The following is an 18,140-nucleotide window of genomic DNA, read 5'->3' on the forward strand; positions in this document are numbered from 1 at the left end:
GGTTCGGACTCGGGCTCGGCTTCGACTTCCGGTTCGGCTTCCGCGACCGGTTCTTCCACCGGCGCGATCGACTGCGCGGCTTCGGCTTCGGCGCGCGCAGCTTCGAGGCGCTGCGCTTCGTACTCGGCTTCGAGGCGCGCGTATTCCTCGGCTTCTTCCGCCGCGACGCGTTCGGCTTCGGCACGTTCGGCTTCGGCGCGTTCGGCTTCGGCGCGTTCGGCTTCGGCGCGTTCGGCTTCGACACGTTCGGCTTCGGCGCGATCGGCTTCGGCACGTTCGGCTTCGAGGCGTTCGGCTTCGAGGCGTTCGGCTTCGACGCGTTCGGCTTCGAGGCGTTCGGCCTCGAGGCGCTCGGCCTCGAGGCGCTCGATTTCGGCGAGTTCGGCGGCGAGGCGTTCGGCCTCGGCGGCTTCCGCTTCGACGCGTTCGAACTCGATGCGCTCGGCTTCGAGGCGTTCGGCGGTTTCGAGCGCCTGGAGACGCTGTTCCGCTTCGAGGCGTTCGGCTTCCACGCGCTCGGCGTCGAGCAGCGAGGCTTCCAACGCGGCCTGCGCGTCGATCGCTGCGGCGTCGAAGGCTTCGCCCGATTCCAGCTCGATCGTTTCGACCTGCGGCGATTCCAGCGTCACCGATTCGATCGACGCATCGTCGAACGCGATCGCGTCGAACGCCGGTGCTTCGACTTCGCCGTCGAGCACGATCTCTTCCAGCACGATTTCTTCGAAATCGGACTCGGCCAGGGCTTCGGCTTCCGGCGCGTTGGCCGGCATGCCGTTGTCGACCGGGATCTGCGTCGCGAGATCGAGGAACGCCGAGAGGTCTTCCGACACGATGATGTCGTCGGCGACCGGCGTATCCAGCGGTTCGTCCTGCAATTGCAGGCCGGTGTCGACCGGCGCGTCGCCGGCGAGGTCGGTGAACTCCGACAGATCCACGCCGCCCGTGAGTTCGGCCGCTTCCAGCTCGACCGGCTCGGTCGGCAGCAGCGGCATCTTCGCTTCGGGCAGCGAGTCGCGCAGTTCCGCGACCTGGCGCGCGAGCGATTCGAACACCGGCACGCGCGGGGCGTCGGACTGCAACGCTTCGACCGTGCGGCGGATGGCTTCGGCCGTCGCGGCAAGCGCGGCGACGCCCTGCACCGTCGGCACCGCGTGCGCGGCGAGCATGCGCTTGATGTACGTCTCGGCCGGACCGGTGAGGTTGGTGATGGCCGGGACTTCGGTCATCGCGAACGCACCGTTCATCGTGTGCATCGCGCGCAGCAGCGCGTCGTTGGCGGCGATCGGGCGCGATTGCGCCTGCGCGAGCCACGCATCGATGGTGACGAGGTGGCCGCCGACTTCGGTGCCGAGGATTTCGAGCAGCACCGGATCGACCTTCGCGGCGATCGTCGGTTCGTCCTCGACGACGGGCGTGGCGACTTCGATGGTGTCTTCGACGAGCGCTTCGACCACCGGAGCGGTCGCTTCGGACACGACCGGCGCGGCGGAGGCGACGTACGTCGCTTCTTCACCCGCGGCGACGCGATCGGCGATGGCTTCGATGCCCGCCAGGTCGGCGGTCAGCGGCGCTTCGCCACGCAGCGCGGCATGCAACTGCGGCAGCGTGTAGAAAGCCTGCTCGACGAGCCCGATGACCGCGGGGCTTGCCGGGCGCGTGCCGTCCAGCACGCGGTTGAGCATGTTCTCGATCTTCCAGCTGAACTCGCCGAGCGTCTTCGCGCCGACGAGGCGGCCCGAACCCTTCAGCGTGTGGAAGACGCGACGGATCGGACGCAGCTTCTCGTTGTCTTCCGGTGCGGCGCGCCAGGCGGGCAGCATCGTTTCGAGATGGCCGATCTCTTCCTCGAATTCCTCGAGGAACACTTCGCGGATTTCGTCGTCGATGTCGTCGCTGGTCGCTTCGAATCCGCCGGCAACGCCGGTGGCGACGGGCGCGGCCGTCGCGGCGGCGGGCGCTTCGACGACCGGCTGCGTGGCTTCGGAGACGAACGTGATCGGCGCGGCGGCAACCGGTTCGGTCGGCGTCGAGACGAACGCCGTGGGCGCTTCGACTTCGGCGGCCGGCGTTTCGATCGCGATGTCGGCCGGCGCTTCCGCGTCCGCCTTTTCTTCGGCGGGCAGCGGCCAGTAGCGCAGCGTTTCCAGGCTCTGGCGCGCGATGTCGAGGATGCCGTCGCGGCTCGGACGGTTGTCGCGCAGCGCTTCGAGGTAGTACTCGATCGAGGCCAGCGCGTCGGCGAGCGTGTCGAGTTGCTGGCCGTTCGGCACGCGCTTGCGCGCGAGCAGTTCGTTGTTGGTGTAGCGGCCGATGCCGGTGAGATATTCGGCCGGCTGCGGCAATTCGAGGATGCGCAGCGCACCGCCGACTTCGTCGAGCAGGCGCGGCACGTCGGTCAGCTGCGAGTGGTCCCAGCTGGTTTCGACGAACGCGACGAAGGCCTGTCGCGCGTCGGCGAAGTTGGCGATCGCCTCACGGATCAGGATGTCGAGCACCTTGCGCGATTCGGCGCCGATGGTGTCGCCGTCTTCGCTGTCCGCGCGGCCCAGGCGTGCGACCTGGTCGTCGAGCGAGGCATCCACGTAAAGCAGGGCGCCGGCGATGTCGAGCAGCGCGCCTTCGTCGGCCGGGCGATTGCCCGCGACGATGTCGTGCATCGCATCGCGCTGTTGCAGCACGACGTTGCGCGCGACCCCGAGGCCCATCATGCCGAGCGTGTCGGCGACGCGGCTCAGCGCTTCCACCTGCGGCTGCAGGTCGGATACGCCGGTCTGCTTGGTGCGCAGGTGCAGGTCGAGCGAATCCTTGACGCGCAGCAGGTCTTCCTTGATCGCGGCGGCGACGGTGTCCAGCAGCGCGCGATTGCGCCCGCTCAGACTGCCGCGTGCATGCGCGAGCTCGGACTCGGTCGGCATCTGCGCGGCCAGGTCGAACGTGCTGCGCAACGCATCGAGTGCGTTGTGCGATTGCTCGTTGTGCGCGACGTGGTACAGCAGCTGGCGGGTCGGCTCGGCCGTGGGTTCGCCACGCGCGTTGAAACCATCGCCTTCGAAGACGTGGCGCGCTTCGCGTTCGACGCCGGCGAACGCCTGGCGCAGCGCCTTGGTCGCCGGGAGGGCGCCGTCGCGCAGTGCGGTGGCGACGCTGGAAGCGACCCACAGCATGCGGCGCGTGGCTTCGTGGTCGGCGCTTTCGAGCAGACCGTCGATGGCCTTCGCGATGCCGCCGATGTTGGTCGGCGCACCGTCCTCCGGCCACTGCGCGAGCGCATCGCGCAGCGAGGACAACTGCTGGCCCGCCATGAGCTGGCGGCTCTGGCGCGGCAGCGCCATCGGCGCGGGCAGGTCTTCCGGCAGCGGGCGGTCGAGGTTCGGCGCGAACAGCACGCTTTCGCTCAATCCCGTTTCGCCGCGTGCGGCGCGCAGCTCGTTGAGCAGCGGCAGCAGGACGATCGGGATGTCCTTGTGGCCACCCTGCAGGCGCTCGAGGTAATCGGGCAGCAGCACCACGCCACGCATCAGCGCAGCGCAGGCTTCATCGCGGTCCGCCACCGCGCCGACCGCACCTTGCGGGACGACGAGGGCGAGCGCGAGGCGCTCCATTTCCTCGGCGACCATCGCCGGGGCGTAAAGCTCCACCATGCGCAGCGTCCCGTGCACCTGGTGCAGGAAGCTCGCGCAGAAGCGCATGTAATTGGTGTCGGAAGGATCTTCGGCGAAGGCCTCGATGTCCCTGCGCGCCTGGCGCAGGGTCTCGTCGATCTCCGGCTTGATCCAGCCGAGCGTGGTGGTGTCGATGGCGTCGCGCAACGCGGTCATGCCGATAAATTCCTTGCAGCTGCCTGCGTTGTGTTACGCGGGCAGCTTGAAGTCCGCGACCGAACGACGCAGGTCGGCAGCGAGCTGGGCCAGGTTGCCGATCGACTCGGCCGTCTGGCTCGCGCCCTGCGAGGTCTGCGAAGTGATCTGCTGGATGGTGTTCATCGTGGCGGTGATGTTCGACGCGGCGCTGGACTGTTGCTGCGCTGCGGTCGAAATGCCCTGAATGAGGTTCGACAGGTCGGACGACACCTTTTCGATCTCGCCCAGCGCCGTACCCGCGTCTTCCGCGAGGCGTGCACCGGCGACCACTTCGGAGGTCGTCTGTTCCATCGAGCTCACCGCTTCGTTGGTGTCGGACTGAATCGTCTGGACCAGCGTTTCGATTCGCTTCGTCGCGTTGGACGCGCGTTCGGCGAGTCGCTGCACTTCGTCCGCGACGACCGCGAAGCCGCGGCCCGCTTCACCCGCCGAGGCGGCCTGAATCGCGGCGTTCAGCGCGAGGATGTTCGTCTGCTCGGAGATGTCGTTGATCAGTTCGACGATCGAGCCGATTTCCTGCGAGCTTTCGCCCAGGCGCTTGATTCGCTTCGAGGTTTCCTGGATCTGGTCGCGGATCGAGTCCATGCCCGCGATCGTCTGGCGCACGACGCCGGCGCCCTTGGTCGCGATCTGCACCGAGCGCTGCGCCACGTCCGCCGATTCGGCGGAGTTGCGCGACACCTGGTTGATGGACGCCGCGATTTCCGTGATCTTGTCGGAGGCCGAGTTGATTTCCTGCGCCTGGTGCTCTGCGGCTTCGGCCAGGTGCATGGCGGTCGCCTGCGTTTCCTGCGCGCTGGAGGCCACCTGCACCGAGGTGTCGTTGATCGTCGCCACGAGGCTGCGGAGCTGCTCGACCGCGAAGTTGATCGAGTCGGCGATCGCGCCGGTCATGTCTTCGGTGACCGTCGCCTTTACCGTCAGGTCGCCTTCTGCGAGCGAACCCATTTCGTCGAGGAGGCGCATGATCGCCTCCTGGTTGCGGTCGTTGAGTTCCTTCGTGGTTTCGAAGCGCTTCTGCTGCTGGCGCCACAAGGAGAACAACAAGCCGCCGAGCGCGACGACCAGCGCGATACCGGCGCCGAGGCTGACCAGCGGGTGGCCGACCGGGTTGGTGCTCTTGACCGAACCGAAGGCGGTCAGCGCGTCGAAGAGGCTCTTGCTGTCGTCGAGCAGCGCGTCCGAACCGGTGGTGATGGCCGCGGCGGCCGACTGCGCGGCGAAGAGGTTGCCCGAACCGGCGAGGATCGCGTCCAGGTCCTTCTTCATGTCCGTCCACAGGACGCCTGCCTGGTTCAGCGCGCCGATGGCGGCGCCGTTGGTCAGCTTCTGCACGTTGGCCGAACCGCCGTCGCGCAGGCCCTTGAGGACGTTTTCGAACACGTCGGTATCGCGCTTGAGCGCGTCACCGGCGAGCGAGGCGGTCGCGCCGCCGGCGCGGATCTGCGTCACGCGCTGGGCCATGGTCGATGCGAGCACCACCTGGCGCAGTGCGATGTACACCTGCGAGGAGGGTGCGCCACCGGCCGACATCGCGCGCACGACTTCGTCGAGCTGCGCCTGCAACTGCGGGACCTTGGCGTTGAACTTGTCGGCGTGGCCGGCGAATTCGACGACCGTCTTCTCGGCGCCGATCACCTGGTCGGCGCTGCGGCCGAGCGGGGCCCACGTTTCGGCGACCTTCTCGATCGGGCTCGACACGCCGGCCTTGTCGCCGTAGCCGTCGCGCAGGCGCGCCACGCTCGTCTCGATTTCCGACTTCGTCTGCCGGAAGGAGGTGAACGCTTCGGGCTTGCCCGAAACCGCTTCACGGCCCTGGACCGCCAGCTGCTGCGAGAGCACCTGCAGGCCCGCCGCGCTGGCGTTCGCACCCGACAGCTGGCTGCTGCGGTAGGTCGCGACGCCCGTGTTGCCGGCGAGCAGGACCAGCGAGAGGACCAGCAAGCCGATCCACGCCGTCGTGCCGATGCTGCGGCCCTTTTCCATCATCGTGCTCATGTCGAACCTCTATGTCTTGCGATGCGGCTCAGGCCGCGGCTTGTCGGAATTCGGGAGTGCGGGCCAGCAGCGACAGGCTGAAGACGCCCCACGGGTGGTCGCCCAGGCGGTAGGCCCGGTCGATGAAATGCGAATAACGGCCTTCGGCCAGCCCGTCCGTGGCGATCTGCTGCTCATCGACGAACGAGCGCTGCCCGTACAACTCGTCGATGGTCACCGCGACGTCGCCGCCGGACTGGCGCACGATCAGCACGCGCTGGCCTTCGTGCAGCACCGTGCGTTCGCCTTCCAGGAATTGCTTGAGGTCGACGATCGGCAGCAGGTTGCCGCGGATGTTGGCCACGCCGAGCATCCAGGGCTGCGCGCCCGGCACCGGGGTGACCGGCGGGAGCGGCAGGATTTCGACGACTTCGTCGAAGCCGGAGGCCAGGCGGTGCTTGCCGATGCGATAGCCGACGCCGCGCCACAGGCCCGGTGCGTCCAGCTGTTCCGGCAGGCCGGCGACGTGCGAAAGGCTGCGGCGCTCGTAGTCGGCGATGACTTCGTACGGCGACGGGCGCAGTTGCGGCGGAGCGGTCATCACGGCCATGTCCTCACGCACCCAGCAGTTCGTTGATCCGCGCGATGAGACTGGGCTCATGCGGCGGCTTCACGATGTAGTCCTTGGCTCCTTGCCGAAGTCCCCAGGCCTTGTCGGTTTCCATTCCCTTGGTGCTGACGATCAGCACGGGGATGGCACTCGTCGCGGCGTCCTTGGACAGCGCGCGCGTGGCCTGGAACCCGTTCATGCCGGGCAGGATGACGTCCATGAGGACGAGATCGGGCAGCTCGCGCTTGCAGACGGCGATGCCGTCTTCGGCGCTGGGCGACGCAAGGACCTGGTGGCCATTGCGTTCGAGCAGCTGCGTGAGGACCGCCGTATCGGTCGGCGAGTCCTCGATCAAAAGGATTCTTGCCATGTTGCTGCCCTACCCCCCGGTTCAGGCCGTGACGTGCTTGCGAATGGCGTCGAGCAGTTCTTCCCGAGTGAAAGGCTTGGTCAGGTACTGCTCGGAACCGACGATGCGACCCCGTGCTTTGTCGAACAGGCCGTCCTTGGAGGACAGCATGATCACGGGTGTCGACTTGAACATCTGGTTGTTCTTGATCAGCGCGCACGTCTGATACCCGTCGAGGCGGGGCATCATGATGTCCACGAAGATGATTTGCGGCTGGTTGTCGGCGATCTTGGCCAATGCTTCAAAGCCATCGGTCGCCGTGACGACTTCCGCACCCTCGCGCTTCAACAGCGTCTCGGCGGTGCGTCGAATCGTCTTCGAGTCGTCGATGACCATCACCCTCAGGCCACTGAGGTTGGTCGTCGCGTCTTCCTGCATCACGGGATCCCCTTCGAAACGCACGTCGCTCCCCTGTTCCCCGGCGCCGCTGCGGACACTCTATATCCCAGCCCCGTAGTTCTCTGTCAAGCGGAAATTCAGCTTATTTCAAGATGTTCCGCATTCACGCGCAAGCCGGGAGGGTTGGACGTGCGCGCCTGCTAACATCCGGCGCCAATTGCCGCTGTCGCCAGGCCCCTCATGCTCGATGTCGTCGTGGTGATGGACCCCATCGGGTCGATCAAGATCGCAAAGGACTCCACGTTCGCGATGTTGCTCGAGGCGCAACGCCGCGGCCATCGCCTCTGGTACGTGCTGCCCGGCGGCCTGTGGGTGCGCGACGGGCGCGCGGGCGCGACGGCCGCGCCGCTGACTGTGCGCGATGCGTACAAAGATCACTACGAACTGGGAGACGCGTCACAGTTCGAGCTCGGTCCGGGCCACGTCGTGCTGATGCGCACCGATCCGCCGGTCGACACCGATTACCTCAACGACACCCAGGTCCTCGGCCTGGCGCAGCGCGCGGGCGCGCTGGTGGTCAACGATCCGCAGGGCCTGCGCGACCTCAACGAAAAGCTCGGCTCGCTCGAATTCCCGCAGTGCTGCCCGCCCTCGCTGGTCTCGCGCGATTCGGCCGCGCTCAAGGCCTTCGTGGCCGAAGTGGGCCAGGCCGTGGTCAAGCCGCTCGACGGCATGGGCGGGCGTTCGATCTTCCGCGTCGCCGCCGGCGAGCCCAACGTCAACGTCATCCTCGAAACCATCACCGCCAACGGCAAGCACCTGGCGGTGGCGCAGAAGTACCTGCCGGAGATCGCGCAGGGCGACAAGCGCATCCTGCTGGTCGACGGCGAGCCGATCGACTATTGCCTGGCCCGCATCCCGCAGGGCGACGAGTTTCGCGGCAACCTCGCCGCCGGCGGCCGTGGCGAAGGCCGCCCGCTGAGCGAGCGCGACCGCTGGATCGCCGCGCAGGTGGGCCCGGAGATGCGCCGCCGCGGGATGGTCTTCGTCGGCCTGGACGTCATCGGGGACTACCTGACCGAAGTGAACGTCACGAGCCCGACGTGCATCCGCGAACTCGACGCACAGTTCGGGATCAACATCGCGGGTACCTTGTTCGACGCGATCGAGCGCCGCGCCGCGGTGGCCTTCGCCAAGCGTTGACCCCAGAGCCCGAAGACCGCCCGATCCGATGTCCGCCGTCGTCGCCCCGCCCCCGCCGCAGATCGGCGACAACGCACGCCTCGGCGCGACGGCGGTGTTCTCGTTGATCCTGCACGGCATCCTCGTCCTGGGCGTGGGCTTCGCGCTCGACGACGCCGCGCCCGTGCTGCCCACGCTCGACGTGATCCTGACGCAGGTGCAAAGCCCGCTGACGCAGAAGCAGGCGGACTTCCTGGCGCAGGCCAACAACCAGGGCGGCGGCGAACACGACAAGAGCTCGCGCCCCGGCGAAGCGCAGATCGGCATCGCCGACCGCCCGACGCCGGGCGTCGCCACGCAACCGCTGCGCCGCCAGTCGCCCGCGCCGCAACCGCCGCCCGAAGCGCGGGTGATCACCGCGATGCGCAGCGACGCACGCACCGTGCAACCGCTCGATACGCCGCCACCGGTGGACGCGCCCTACCCCGATGGCCGCGCCAAAGTGGAACGCGACATGGAAATGGCGCGCCGCGCGGCCGAAATCCAGTTGCGCAGCGAAGCCTATGCCAAGCGCCCGAAGCGCAAGTTCGTGTCGGCGAGCACGAAGGAATACGCGTACGCCGCCTACATGCGCAATTGGGTGGACCGCGTGCAGCGCGTGGGCAACCTCAACTACCCCGACGAAGCGCGGCGCCGCCGCATTGGCGGCTTGCTCGTCATCAGCGTGGCCATCCGCCGCGACGGCACGGTGGAGAAGATGATGATCATCGAATCCAGCCACGTGCCGATGCTCGACGCCGCCGCGCTGCGCATCGTCAAACTCAGCGAACCGTTCGCACCGCTGCCCAAGACCAGCGAAGGCGTCGACGTCCTGCATGTGACGCGCACCTGGCAATTCATGCCGGGCGGCGAGCTCATCGACCGCTAACGCTTCGCCGCGCGGTTCGCCTGCTGCTCGACCAGCGTCAACGCGACGTTGTCGCGCAGGTAGGCAGGCTCGGCGCGTTCCGGCGCCACGCCTTCGCCGCGCTTGAAGGCCTGCGCCCCCAATCGCGCAACGTCGGATGCGCGCGGCAACGCAGCCGCGTCGATGCGCGCGAAGCGCGAAGCGAGCGACGCGCGCAACGTGCCGTCCACCGCATCGAAGCCCGTGCCGACGCCGATCCAATCGTTGGCTTCATCGGGCAACGCGACATCGCCCGGCGCAGCGACGCGTTCGCGGTCCAGCGCGAACGCGTTGTCGCCTTCGCAGCGGAACGCCGCGGCATACACCTCGCCCATGCGCGCATCGATCGCGGCGAGTACGCGGGGTGCACGCGCCTGCAATGCAAGCGCGGCGAGCGTCGAAACGGGCACCACCGGACGATCGAGCGCGAGCGCGACGCCCTGCGCGATCGCGATGGCCAGCCGCACGCCCGTGAACGCGCCCGGGCCCCGACCCACGGCGATCGCATCGAGCGCCGTGCGCGCGATGCCCGCTTGCGCGAGGACTTCATCGGCCCAGGGCAAGGCGAGTTCCGCGTGCCGGCGCGGGGCGATCTCGAAACGTTCGAACACCTCGCCGTCGACCCACACGGCGACCGAGCAGGCTTCCGTCGCGGTTTCGAACGCCAGCAGCTTCATTCCTTCGGCTGCTCCCACAACTCGACCAGGCCGCCTTCGGGATCGAGCACGTAGCCGAACTTGCCCTGCTGCGGATCTTCCTCGCGGCGGTCGAGCACGTTGCAGCCTTCGGCGCGCAGCGCTTCGAGCACGGCGTCGAGATCGTCGACGCGCAGGTTGATCATGTAGGGCTTGTCGCTGGGCTTGAAGTACTCGGTGGAGGCCTTGAACGGCGACCACACCGAATACGCCGACGCGCCGGTGTCATCGCGCTTCCACGGGAAGATGTGGCCGCCCCACGGCTGCCCGCCGACATCGAGGTGTTTGGAGTACCACGCCGACAACGCTTCGGGATCCTGCGCCTTGAAGAAGACGCCGCCGATGCCGTGCACGCGGGGAGGACGATCAGCCATGGCGCAGTGCCTCGATGGGGAGTTGCGTGGATTCTGCCGCAAAGAACGCCGCGACGTCGGCGACGTCCCGCGTGCGGGCGAAGGGCGGCAGCGATTCGAAGAACGTGCGGCCGTAACTCTTGCCGATCAGGCGCGGATCGCACAGCACCAGCACGCCGCGATCGGTCTCGCTGCGGATCAGCCGCCCGACGCCCTGCTTGAGCGCGATGACGGCCTGCGGCAGTTGTTCGTCGCGGAAGGGATTGCCGCCGCTGCGACGGATCGCGTCCAGGCGCGCTTCGAAGACCGGATCATCCGGCGCGGCGAACGGCAGTTTGTCGATGACCACGACACTGAGCGCATCGCCCGCGACATCGACACCTTCCCGGAAACTGGCGGCGCCCAGCAACACGCCGTTGCCGGATTCCCGGAAGCGTTGCAGCAACACATGCCGCGGCGCTTCGCCCTGCACGAACAACGGCCACGGGCCGTCGCGCAACGCTTGCGCGGCTTCGCGCAACGCGCGGTGCGATGCGAACAGCACGAACGCACGGCCCTTCGAGGCTTCGAGCACCGGCGTCAATGCGTCGATGACCGCCGCGCCGTAATCGCGCGACATCGGCTCGGGCATGCGCGGCGGCAGATAGCACAGCGCCTGCGTGTTCCAGTCGAAGGGGCTGGGCTCGAGCAGCGTTTGCGGATCGTCGAGGCCCAGGCGCGTGCGCAGGTGATCGAAACCGCCGGCGACGGAGAGCGTCGCGGAGGTGAAGACCCACGCCGCATGGGAGCGCATGCGGTGATCGCGCAGCGGGCCGGAGACGTCGAGGGGCGTGCGCTGGAGGCGGAAGCCGCGGGGACTCAGTTCGAACCACAGGACGTTGCCTTCGTCGGGTTCGCCGGCCTCGGCGAAATCGGCCGCGTCCGGCGATTCGACCCAACGCCGCAACCGCCCCGCGAATTCCACCGCGCGCGCATGGCACGCATCGAACCCGGGCGACGCTTCGCGCAACCCGGCCAACGCATCGATGAACCGTTGCAACGTCTCCATCAGCTGCGCGAAGGCTTCGCGCACGGTGGATTCTTCCAGCGCCCGCCCGCGCGTGCCGCGCGTGGGCAACACTTCCATCGCAGCGCGCACGACGCGCGTGGCGTGTTCCAGTTGCGCCGCCGGCGCTTGCACGGTGGCGATGGATGCGCTCACGTCCTTGCATTCGGCGATCGCGTCGCGCGCGAGTTCCACCAGCGGCCGCGCGCCCAGGCCTTCGCCGAAGAACTGCGCGGCCAAGTCGGGCAACTGGTGCGCTTCGTCGACCACGAAGGCCTGCGCGCCCGGGAGGATTTCGCCGAAGCCTTCCTGCTTCAACGCCAGGTCCGCCAGCAGCAGGTGGTGGTTCACGACGACGACGTCCGCCGACTGCGCCCGCGCGCGCGCCTGCACGACGAAGCATTCCTGCCAGAACGGGCACTCGCTGCCCAGGCAATTTTCCGCGGTGCTCGTGACCATCGGCAGCAGCGGCGAGTCTTCGGGCAGCGCGTCGAGTTCGGCCATGTCGCCCATGCGCGTGCGGCCGCTCCACGACACGATGCGCTGGAACTGCGCGATCTGCTCGCGGTTGGCGAAACGCGGCTCGCCCTTCGCGCGCTCGAGGCGGTGCTTGCACAGGTAATTCGCACGGCCCTTGAGCAGCGCAGTCTTGATCGGCGTGCCGAGCGCATCGCGCACGCGCGGCAGGTCGCGCAGGAACAACTGGTCCTGCAGCGCGCGCGTGCCGGTGGAGACGATCGTCTTCAGCCCTGACAGCAACGCGGGTACGAGATACGCGTACGTCTTGCCCGTGCCGGTGCCGGCTTCGGCGAGCAAGGTGCCGCGCGTGTCGAACGCATCGGCCACGGCGCCGGCGAGGCGCTGCTGCGCGGGGCGCGGCATGAAGGCGGGAATGGCGTCGGCGAGCGCACCGCCTTCGGCGAGCGCATCGCGCGCGGCGGCGGCGAGGTCGGACATCGTGCCCATCTTACGGCGCTAGTAGCGCGGCGGCGCCGTCACCTTGCAGGCATCGCGCTGCTTCTGCGCATCGCCGGCCGTCGCGGCATCGCCGCGTTCCAGGCGGACCACGCGCACCGTTTCCCAATGGCGGCGGCACAACGGGCCGACCTTGGCGCCCACGTCGTGGGCCTGGCGCGCGAAGCGTTCGGCGCCGTCGAGATCGCGGTTCAGCAACGCGGCCTCGGCGCGATCCTGCAGGACCGCCGGGTCGTCGCCGACTTCAGCGAGCACCTGGTCGAGCGTTTTCGCTTCGTCGGCGTAGCGGCCTTCACGCTCGGCCTTCGCCGCATCGCTGCGCAGGCCATCGACCATCGGGTCGCGCAAGGGACGGATCGCGAGTTCGTCCTTCGCATCTTCGGGGCCCGCGGCGGCGCGGATCTGCGCGACGAGGGCGAGCGGGTCGTACGCCGGCTCGACGCTGTCCTGCGATGGCGGCGGCGTCGACGCGCAGGCGGCCAGCATCGATGCGAGCGCGACGACGAGGACCGAGCGCAACGTCATTGCTGTTCCTGCGGCTCGGGTTGCGGCTGCGGCGGTTGCTGCGGCTGCTGTTGCGGCTGTTCATCGCGCCCGAAGCCGAACCAATCGCGCCACCCGCCCGATTCCTCGGTCTGCTCCTGCACGTTGCACGGCTCGAACGGCGGCTGGAACCCCGCGACGAACGCGAAGCGCCGCGCGCCCGGGCATTCGGCATTGGTCGCATTGCCGCCGACGACCCACTGCCAATCCAGGCCCTTGTCGCCGATTTCGAGCGGCTTGCTCGGCAGGCGGGAGAAGATGCCCGACCACACGCGCATCGCGCCGGTCGCGCCGTACAGCCCCGTCGGCTGGTTCTGGTCGTTGCCGACCCAGATCACCGCCAGATGGTCGCCCGTGTAGCCCGCGAACCAGCTGTCGCGGCTGTCGTTCGAGGTGCCCGTCTTGCCTGCGGCCTGCAGGCGGCCGAGACCGTCGCTCAACAACGGACGGCCCGTGCCCGAGGTCACTGCGTGTTGCAGTGCCGTGCCGATCAGGCGCGCGGCGATCGCATCGCCTTCCTGCGCGGGCGCGGGGGCGATGTCGTAGCGCGTGAGCGCCTTGCCGTTCGCGCCGAGCACGCCGCGCACGGCATGCAGCGGCTGGATTTCGCCGCCGGATGCGAGGAACTGATAGAGCTGCGCCATCGCGTACGGGCTTTGGTCCACGCCGCCCAGGATGAGCGAGGGATGCGGCTCGGCCTCGATGCCGGCGAGCGTCTTGATCAACGCCGCCAGCCGCCGCGGATCGACCTGCATGCCCACGCGCACCGTGGCCTGGTTGTAGGACATGCCGAGCGCATCGATCATGCGCACCAGACCGTGGCTGCGGCCGTCGGAATTGCCCGGCGTCCAGCGCTTGCCGCGGCCGAGCGTCACGGCCACCGGCGCATCGTCGACGAAACTCGCCAGCGAGAACTTGCCCGGCTGCGCCAACGCCAGCAGGTACACGAACGGCTTGAGCAACGAACCGACGGGCCGTTGCGCTTCCACCGCGCGGTTGAAGCCCTGCTCCTGGAAACTGCGGCTGCCCACGACGGCGACGACATCGCCGTTGTGCACGTCCGTCACCACGAGGCCGGCCTGCAGCGGCGGGCGCTTCTTGCCTTCGACCGCCTTGAGCGTGCGCGTCACCGCGCCTTCGGCGTACGCCTGCGCCGACGGCGACATCGCGCTCAACACGGTCAGGCCGGCACCCTGCAGCGCATCGGCCGGATAGTCGCGCGCGAGCTGGCGGCGCACGAGGTCGACATACGCCGGGAAACGATTGGCGATGTTCACCGGCGACTTGGTCACGCCGAGCGGCGCGGCGGCGGCGCGTGCGAATTCCTCGTCGCTGATCAGGTTCGACTCGCGCATCTTGCCGAGCGCGAAATTGCGGCGTTCCTTCGCGCGCTCCGGATTGCGGCGCGGGTCGTAATACGACGGGCCTCGCACCATGCCGATGAGCAGCGCGATCTGCTCCGTCGACAAGTCGCGCAAGTCGCGGCCGAACCAGAATTCCGACGCCGCGGCCACGCCGTGGATCGCCTGCGAGCCCTGCTGCCCCAGGTAGACCTGGTTGAAGTAGGCCTCGAGGATGGTCTTCTTTTCGTAGCGCGCTTCGATGAGCAGCGCGTACAGGACTTCATTGAACTTGCGGGTGAAGGTCTGTTCCTTGCCGATCCCGAGCAGGCCGCTGCGCGCAAGTTGCTGCGTCAGCGTGCTTGCGCCCTGTTTCGCTTCGCCCGAGCGCACGTTCACCCACGCCGCGCGCGCGATGCCGGTCAGGTCGATGCCGTGGTGGCTGTTGAAGTCGCGGTCTTCCACCGCCTGCAGCCCGGTGACGAGGAGTTCGGGGACTTCCTCGATGCGCACGATGCGGCGCTCTTCCTGCTGCTGGCCGTACAAGGTGGCGATGCGCGCCGGATCCAGGCGCGCGGCCTTGAGCGACTGCCGGCGCGCGGCGTCGCGCACGCTGGCCACGCGTGAACCCGACAGCACCAGCTCGATGCGACGCGGGTCCACTTGCCCGTCGACATCGAAGAACCCGCGGCTGGCGATGAGCCACTTGCCGCCGTCGCGCGTGTAACTGCCCGGGCGCACGCCGGCGCCGTCGTCGCGGTAGCCCGCCGCTTCCAGCTCGGTCTTCAGCGTCTGCGCATCCATCGCCGTGCCGGGCTTGAGGACGAGCGGGCGCGCATACACGCGCGTGGGCAACTGCCAGCGCAACTGGCCGAATCGTTCGCCGACCTGATGGTTGAGGTAGATCGTGTACGGGATGAGGAAGCCGAGCCCGAGCCCGACCGCGGCCAGGCCCCAGGTCAGCAGGCGGCGTTTCCAGCCCGGCGACGAAGCACTGCCGCCGTCCTGGCCGTCGTCGTCGTCTTCGTCGTATTCGATCCGCGGTGCTTTGGGCATTGGCTGTTCGGTTGGTGCCCACTGGCCATGGACCGGGGCGATGCGACAATGGAGCCGCGAGTCTAGCGCAGGGTCCCGCCCCCGCCGGTCGCGCGCGATGGCCCCCACCCCCGTTCTTCAGCCGGAGTCCAGCAAGGCATGTCGATGACCCCGGACGATGCGCGGTTCTTCCTGCGGCGCGCCGTCGGCCTGGCCGTGCGCGGCGTGGCGAGCCTGCGCACCCGCGGGTGGTCGGCGACGCTGGCGCAGGCAAGGCTGCGGTTCGCGCGGCCCGCGATGCCGGAGACGGCGCCGCTGTACCGGCCGCAGGCCACGCCGTTCGCCCCGTTCGCGTTGCCCGACACCCTGCACGTCGCCGGCGCGGCGCCGCGCGCGAGCATCGTCATTCCCGTGTACGGCCAGTTCGCGAGGACGCTCGCGTGCCTGCGGGCGCTGGCGGCGCATCCCCCGACCGCCCACGCCGAGGTGATCGTCGTCGACGATGGCTCGACGGACGAGACGCCCGACGCCCTGCCCCGCATCGACGGCCTGCGCTACCACCGCCGCGCGCACAACGGCGGCTTCATCGCCGCATGCAACGACGGCGCGTCGCTCGCGCGCGGCGACTACGTCGTGTTCCTCAACAACGACACGATCCCGCAGCCGGGCTGGCTCGATGCCTTGCTCGGCACGTTCGACGCGCATGCGAACGTCGGCCTGGCAGGCGCGCAATTGCGCTCGCCGGACGGGCGCTTGCAGGAGGCCGGCGGCGTGGTGTTCTCCGACGGCAGCGCGTGGAATTACGGCCGCAACGCGCATCCGATGGATTGCCGCTACGCCTACGTGCGCGATTGCGATTACGCCAGCGGCGCGGCGATCGCGCTGCCGCGCGCGTTGTTCGAGGACGTCGGCGGGTTCGCCCACGCGTACGCCCCTGCGTATTACGAAGACACCGATCTTGCGTTCGCCGTTCGTGCGCGCGGGTTGCGGGTCGTTTACCAGCCCGACGCGGTGGTCGTGCACGATGAAGGCGGCACCGCGGGCACCGACGTGAACGTGGGCCCCAAGGCGGCGCAGGTGCGCAACCAGGCGACATTCGCCGCGCGCCGTCGCGATGCGCTCGCCGCGCACCCCGCGCCCGGCACGCTTCCCTCGCCGGCCGTGCTGCACGCGCGCCAGCCGCAGGTGTTGATCGTCGATGCGCTCACGCCGCATCCGGACCAGGATTCGGGGTCGCTGCGGCTGGTGAACCTCATGCGCCTGTTGCGCGAGGAAGGCGCGCACGTGGTGTTCCTGCCCGCCAATCCGATGCATGACGGCGATGCGACGCGCGTGTTGCAGCAACTCGGCGTGGAATGCTGGCATGCGCCGTTCGTCGGCCGCTTGCCGGCGTGGTTCCGCGAGCACGGGCGTCGCTTCGATACCGTGGTGCTGAGCCGGCATTACGTCGCCAGCGAGTTCCTGCCGCTCGTGCGCAAGCATGCGCCGCAGGCGCGGGTGGTGTTCGACACGGTGGACCTGCACTACCTGCGCGAAGGTCGCGGTGCGGAGCTCGCGAACGACACGGCGCTGAAGCACATCGCGCTGCGTACGCGCGGCCTGGAACTGGACGTGATCGCGCGCAGCGACGCCACCCTGGTCGTCAGCGATGTCGAACGCGCGCTGCTCGGGGTCGATGCGCCCGGCGCGCACGTCGAGGTGTTGTCGAACCTGCACGAGATCGCGGGCATCGGTGCGCCGTTCGCGCAGCGCGCCGATCTCGTGTTCGTCGGTGGTTTCCGTCATCCGCCGAACGTCGATGCGGTGCGGTGGTTCGTCGACACCGTCTTTCCATCGGTCCGCGCGCGTTTGCCGGGCGTGCGTTTCCATTGCATCGGCAGCAACACGCCGGAGGCGATCGCGTCGCTCGCGCTGGTCGATGGCGTCGTCGTGCACGGGCACGTGCCGGACATCGCGCCGTTCATGTGCGGCGCGCGCATCGCGGTGGCGCCGTTGCGGTTCGGCGCGGGCGTGAAGGGCAAGGTGAACCTGAGCATGGCGCACGGGCAGCCGGTCGTCGCCACGTCGTGCGCGGTGGAAGGCATGCATCTGCGCAATGGCGAGGACGTGCTGGTCGCGGACGAGGCGTCGCGGTTCGCCGATGCCGTGGTGCGGCTGTACGAAGACGAAGCATTGTGGACGCGCCTGCGCGACAACGCGCTGGCGAATGTCGAACGGCACTTTTCGCTGGATGCGGGACGCGATGTGGTGCGTCGCGTCTTGCTCGGCAAACCCTAGCGCCTCGACGCCAACCGCAATCGCTCTGCGAATGCGTCGAGCCCTTCCGCATTCGGGTCCTGTGCACGCGCGGACATCAGCGCGCGTTGCGCAGTCGCGACTTCGCCTGCGCCCAGCCGTTCCTGCCCGACAGCGATCCAGCGCAGTGCCAGGCGGTTGCGGGACTGCAGGACGCTCGCGGTGCTGTCGCCGAGTTGGTCGCGCGCATCGAGGCAGCCTTCCGCGCGGACGAGGCGATTCGCGCGCAACGAATCGTCGAAGCAGCTGCGCGCGGCGGGCAGGAGGCGGGCTTGCGCGGCGCGGACGGACGGGTCGTCGGGAGCGAGTGCGCGGGCGCGGCGGATCTGGTCGTAGGCGCTGTCGCCGGGAGGCGTGAGCAGATCTCCGCGGGCTTCGGACACCGCCGCGCCGGCGAGGAGGCGGCGGACTTCGGCCATCCGGCCGGGCGACGCGGCGCGTGGCGGCGGCAGGCGGTCGCCGCGTGCGCGCGATTGCGCGAGGTGACGTTCGGCGTCGGCGATCGCGGGCGATTTCGGGTCGATCATGCGCGCGAG

General features: G+C 68.9%; 13 protein-coding genes and 2 pseudogenes. 4 read left to right on the plus strand and 11 right to left on the minus strand.

Annotated features, from left to right (window positions below; translation table 11 throughout):
* Positions 1-142: 142 nt before the first annotated feature.
* Positions 143-835, plus strand: a complete 693-nt coding sequence (locus tag LF41_RS17380) for a pentapeptide repeat-containing protein (RefSeq protein WP_425599476.1) — start codon at positions 143-145, stop codon at positions 833-835.
* A 271-nt stretch (positions 836-1,106) separates the two neighbouring features.
* Here LF41_RS17380 and LF41_RS17385 read toward each other — a convergent pair.
* The 5 genes and pseudogenes from LF41_RS17385 to pilG form a co-directional block, all read right to left on the minus strand.
* Positions 1,107-3,818, minus strand: a pseudogene (locus LF41_RS17385) (Hpt domain-containing protein); the annotation flags it as partial.
* A 33-nt stretch (positions 3,819-3,851) separates the two neighbouring features.
* The gene (locus LF41_RS11025) at positions 3,852-5,858 is read right to left on the minus strand and encodes a methyl-accepting chemotaxis protein (RefSeq protein ID WP_036169623.1); all 2,007 of its coding nucleotides are present in this window, start codon (positions 5,856-5,858) and stop codon (positions 3,852-3,854) included.
* Positions 5,859-5,886: 28 nt separating this feature from the next.
* Positions 5,887-6,438, minus strand: coding sequence for a chemotaxis protein CheW (locus tag LF41_RS11030; RefSeq protein ID WP_036169660.1), 552 nt, complete (start codon positions 6,436-6,438; stop codon positions 5,887-5,889).
* Between the two features lie 13 nt (positions 6,439-6,451).
* A complete protein-coding gene (locus LF41_RS11035; protein ID WP_036169625.1) occupies positions 6,452-6,817 on the minus strand; it encodes a response regulator in 366 nt (121 codons plus the stop codon).
* 21 nt (positions 6,818-6,838) lie between these two features.
* The gene (gene pilG, locus LF41_RS11040) at positions 6,839-7,234 is read right to left on the minus strand and encodes a twitching motility response regulator PilG (RefSeq protein ID WP_036169627.1); all 396 of its coding nucleotides are present in this window, start codon (positions 7,232-7,234) and stop codon (positions 6,839-6,841) included.
* Between the two features lie 201 nt (positions 7,235-7,435).
* Here pilG and gshB point away from each other — a divergent pair, with 201 nt between their 5' ends.
* On the plus strand, positions 7,436-8,398 hold the full coding sequence (gshB, locus tag LF41_RS11045) for a glutathione synthase (RefSeq protein ID WP_036169629.1): 963 nt from the start codon (positions 7,436-7,438) through the stop codon (positions 8,396-8,398).
* Positions 8,399-8,426: 28 nt separating this feature from the next.
* The gene (locus LF41_RS11050; protein WP_036169632.1) at positions 8,427-9,305 is read left to right on the plus strand and encodes an energy transducer TonB; all 879 of its coding nucleotides are present in this window, start codon (positions 8,427-8,429) and stop codon (positions 9,303-9,305) included.
* Here LF41_RS11050 and tsaB read toward each other — a convergent pair.
* Genes tsaB through mrcB form a run of 5 tightly spaced genes read right to left on the minus strand, consistent with a single transcriptional unit; the run spans position 9,302 to position 15,330 of the window.
* On the minus strand, positions 9,302-10,000 hold the full coding sequence (gene tsaB / locus LF41_RS11055) for a tRNA (adenosine(37)-N6)-threonylcarbamoyltransferase complex dimerization subunit type 1 TsaB (protein WP_036169634.1): 699 nt from the start codon (positions 9,998-10,000) through the stop codon (positions 9,302-9,304). The two genes, LF41_RS11050 and tsaB, sit on opposite strands and share 4 nt — an antisense overlap.
* A complete protein-coding gene (locus LF41_RS11060) occupies positions 9,997-10,392 on the minus strand; it encodes a VOC family protein (RefSeq protein WP_036169637.1) in 396 nt (131 codons plus the stop codon). Before LF41_RS11060 ends, tsaB begins: the two co-directional genes overlap by 4 nt.
* Entirely contained in the window at positions 10,385-12,373 is a 1,989-nt protein-coding gene (gene yoaA, locus LF41_RS11065) for a DNA repair helicase YoaA (RefSeq protein ID WP_052116357.1), read from the minus strand. Before yoaA ends, LF41_RS11060 begins: the two co-directional genes overlap by 8 nt.
* An 18-nt stretch (positions 12,374-12,391) precedes the next feature.
* Positions 12,392-12,916, minus strand: a complete 525-nt coding sequence (locus LF41_RS11070; protein ID WP_052116358.1) for a hypothetical protein — start codon at positions 12,914-12,916, stop codon at positions 12,392-12,394.
* Positions 12,913-15,330 carry a penicillin-binding protein 1B gene (gene mrcB / locus LF41_RS11075; protein ID WP_052116359.1) on the minus strand — a complete coding sequence of 806 codons (2,418 nt, stop codon included), beginning with the start codon at positions 15,328-15,330 and terminating at the stop codon, positions 12,913-12,915. Before mrcB ends, LF41_RS11070 begins: the two co-directional genes overlap by 4 nt.
* A gap of 138 nt (positions 15,331-15,468) precedes the next feature.
* Between mrcB and LF41_RS11080 the strand changes: the two genes are divergently transcribed.
* Positions 15,469-17,586, plus strand: coding sequence for a glycosyltransferase (locus tag LF41_RS11080; RefSeq protein ID WP_036169639.1), 2,118 nt, complete (start codon positions 15,469-15,471; stop codon positions 17,584-17,586).
* Here the strand turns inward: LF41_RS11080 and LF41_RS17005 are convergent.
* A pseudogene (locus LF41_RS17005) lies at positions 17,583-18,140 on the minus strand (hypothetical protein); the annotation flags it as partial. The gene LF41_RS11080 and the pseudogene LF41_RS17005 overlap by 4 nt on opposite strands.

It is taken from the genome of Lysobacter dokdonensis DS-58, from assembly GCF_000770795.1.
GTDB classification, from domain to species: domain Bacteria; phylum Pseudomonadota; class Gammaproteobacteria; order Xanthomonadales; family Xanthomonadaceae; genus Noviluteimonas; species Noviluteimonas dokdonensis.